This is a genomic window from Schlesneria sp. (assembly GCF_036405755.1).
Lineage (GTDB): Bacteria > Planctomycetota > Planctomycetia > Planctomycetales > Planctomycetaceae > Schlesneria > Schlesneria sphaerica.
The window spans coordinates 1-3408 of record NZ_DASWWZ010000159.1 but is presented as its reverse complement, the minus strand read 5'-3'; the positions used below and the strand labels follow the sequence as shown (position 1 = coordinate 3408).

Annotated in this window: 2 protein-coding genes and 1 pseudogene; all 3 read right to left on the bottom strand. The window is 54.3% G+C overall.

From position 1 onward, the window contains the following. Positions 1-307: pseudogene (locus VGE80_RS05360) on the bottom strand (hypothetical protein); the annotation flags it as partial. Between the two features lie 128 nt (positions 308-435). Next, a complete protein-coding gene (locus VGE80_RS05355) occupies positions 436-1206 on the bottom strand; it encodes a hypothetical protein (RefSeq protein ID WP_440591938.1) in 771 nt (256 codons plus the stop codon). Between the two features lie 291 nt (positions 1207-1497). Next, complete coding sequence (locus tag VGE80_RS05350) at positions 1498-2628, bottom strand: transposase (protein WP_440591937.1); 1131 nt, start codon at positions 2626-2628, stop codon at positions 1498-1500. Positions 2629-3408 lie beyond the last annotated feature (780 nt).

Below are 3408 nucleotides of genomic sequence, written 5' to 3'. Positions count from 1 at the left end.
TCGGCCGCAATGAAGTCCAGCAGGAAGCGGGCTCAAGGCTGAACCACCACCGGAGGCACGGGAGGTGGACCTGGAATAAGTGCAGTCGCTGATCGATGGCTTCGGGCAGCCCCAACTCTTTCAAAAATTGATGGATTAGCCCAATGCCACCATACGCAGTTCCGACTGCTCGGTCAGACAACTCAAACTGGGGCCTCGGGCCACGCATGATTGGTTTCGACATGTCTGCGGGATAGTTCCATTTGTCCAACCGACCTTCGATCCGACGCTGGCGTGATTCGATCTTTTTACGGATAGTCGCCTTCACTTAAAATCCTTCTGCGATGAACGGCTCATGGTTTTGTTGGCACTCATGAGACGCCTGAAACACAGAAGGATTTCGTTTTCTTTCGTTTAAAACCGGAATTCACCCAAGAAAGCATGCTGGGTTAAAGACTAGCGGGCAACCGGTAAGGGCAAATCGGATGGCATTAGGTCTTTGATACTCAAATCTCCGTAAATGACGCGATACGTCCTGGAGTTCCGTGGGCGGTACCAGCATACAATTTCGTCTTTGTCACCCAGCTTGACCTCGTCGCCGAGATACTTCCACGTGCTGGATTCGATTGAGTGGTTGATGAAATCTTCGATCGGACCGTCGGGTCTCAAGTAACGCTGCCGAATCGTCTGCAGCATTGTTTCGGCCGATGTTAAGTCGTCCTTTGCCTTGCCATTCAGTTGACTGATCAACTCGTGAGCGTTTCCCTGGCTGAAGTTTGGCATTTGATCCGGAAACGTGCCGCCCAGCACCAGAGCCACACTTCGCAAAAATTCGACGACGTCCGGTTCCTTGGCTGAAGGAGTCCCGACAACTTGCAGCTCAAAACCTTTTGGAGAGTCAAGTCGAAACAGTTCGTCGTCCAGAGGCACGTCAAACGTAATATCATACAACCGAAATCCGCTATACACTCCTTGCAGCGGCTCATCGTAAACCTTGTCGGGATCAATGATGTCCATCCCAGGAACTTGATGCTCAACAAGTTGCTTGTTTTCCGCGTCGATCCAGAAATCGGCGTTCCATCTCTTCGCGTCGTTCGGAGCCGACGCGAATGGACAACGAAACCCGACGGCTTCACGTCCGGCGACAACGCGACGCCCCAGCATTTTTAGATTGCTGCGAGCCATCATGTTCCCCGCCGACACGAACGGGCCGCCTTGGCTATCCATCGGTTCATTTAACGGAAAAGGGCCACGGGGACACTGCATGTTTGCTATACTGCAGTCTTTCTATAATCAGGAGACGTTCTTGAACGGCCGTAGAGCTTTCTGCTGCGATTTCCGGTCTCCCCGGACGCAATAGATTCCCGTCAAGGTTAAACGAGGTTGGTTGTCACAGGTCGGGCATGGGCTGGGGGGGAATTTCGCTGAAAAGAGGCTCCTGCGGCTCATCCGCCAGCCCCGATCGCCGCCGCCACATAACATCTTCCGTGAGCGTGTTTTGCGAAAACTACGTCTACGTCAGGAGAAGACCTCGCGGGTTTCTTTGCGGATGTAGTGTCGGTGCTGGCCGATGCGACTGCGCGTCAGCTCGATCGTCTGCGGGCGACCGGCGACGTTGTAGAACAGCTTGCCGAACTTCCGGACCAGTGACAGCCAGGCGTTGGCGTTCAGATCCAGCTTGCTAAAGACCTCTTTCAGCTCAGGCGATGTCCGACTCCGCCGTTCACGCGGAAGCTGCTTCGCCGTCCAGCGGAGCAATCGGAGATAATTTTCCTGGGTCATCGGCAGAAAGCCTTTGTCGCTGCAGCGGTCTCCCGTGCGGCTTGCGACTGGCCCGGTCTTCCCATTCCGTTCGTCCAGCGGTAATGGTGCCAGAAATCGATCGGCGGTTGACAGTTGCTTCGTTTTAGGGTCATTCGTCTTCTTGAACGAACGGCGGGATGGTTTGCTCTCCGTCGATGAACGATCGCTGGGGCTAACGGTGTTGCGGAGTTCCGATTGATTCTGCTGAGCTTGAATCCGGCGCTGCACGGAGGTGTAGTCACTGGTCTCCAGTTGATCCGCCATCGTCGCGCGAATCGGATTCAAATCGACATAGGCAGCACAAGCGACGAGGGCAGCTTCGTCAAGAAGACGTACCGCCCGAAATCGGCTTTGCCAGAAGCGGCCGATCTCGTTGTCCTCGTGGTTGGCACGCATCGCCACCGTCTGACACAACAGCCGCATCCACCAGCCGATATCGGACAACCGTAAGCGGATAATCTCCAGCTTGCGAGGATCGTTCTGGATGAAATCCAACTCGGCCTGATTCGGCTCCAAGGGATTTCCGTGATCATCCTTCCGGATCGGACAAAGGAGCAACCACCGTCGGGCGACCTCCGCATCGTCCCAAGTGGCAACCACATCCGGCCGAGACCGCAGGATCAGGTGAAAGTGGTTCGAAAGAATCGCAAAGCCCAGCAGATCGATCCCGAAGCAGGCGGCATAGCGTTTCAGTAGATCTTCAATCCACCCCTTCCGGTGGTCATAGTTCTTTCCGGTCAGGGAATCGGTCCCTAAGAGAAAGCACCGCCGGACAACCCGGTTCATCACATGCACAATCGCCACCTCATCCGGCGAAAAGACCTCTGCACGCGCTAAACGAGCCATACTGCCCCCATTTGTTCCAAAGCCAACCACCGCGATTCGCCTTCACATCCTCCAAGTGTACCCGCCTTGAGAACTTTTTGTCAACAGGATATGCTGTGTCCCCCAGTACCCGGCCCACACGAGCAGCGTCTTGAAAGAGTGCTCCAAATTCCTTGTCAGGCCCACCGTTCGACAGGGAATGCGAGACATACTCGGGCAGTTTGTCTTCTAAGGCTTCCGCCGTTAAATCCCGAACGGGAAGTCGCTTTGCCAAAAACTCCAGCGGTGACTGTTCTGTTTCCATCCGCTACCTCCACCGGTTTATCGCCCACAAGCGTCAATAAATTGTTTACGGCATTAACACCATTCACCAATGCCGTCGACTACAAAAAGCGCCAATTGCGGAATTGACAGAGATGTTACCATACGACAATCCAGGATATCGGCTGTTCTGCTGCGGAATGAAACCTCATTTCTTTGAAGCCGTTGTGGATCAGCTTGACCGAGACGATGTGTCGAAAATTCCGGATCCGAAGTTGCCTCTTATTCAGACCGATTGTGTCTTTTTGTGGCACCTGTCAAGTTGAGTCATTCTGCCATTCCGCGACAAACTGAACTGTGTCCCAATCCGTTCCCTGCCATGCATCCGCCTCGGAGCAGGTGGCGACCCCTGCGTCATGTCACCGAGTGCACAAATCCCTAACACAGTCAATTCGGCAAAAACTGCGCCCACAATTTGGCCGGGGACAGTTATGCAAGGGCGGATTTCAAAATCGTAGGCATCAGGCAGCGAGTTCGGGC

Excerpts from the sequence above, each read along its gene's own strand:
- VGE80_RS05350 (WP_440591937.1), bottom strand. The coding sequence starts at position 2,628 with ATGGCTCGTTTAGCGCGTGCAGAGGTCTTTTCGCCGGATGAGGTGGCG.
- VGE80_RS05355 (WP_440591938.1), bottom strand. The coding sequence starts at position 1,206 with ATGGATAGCCAAGGCGGCCCGTTCGTGTCGGCGGGGAACATGATGGCT.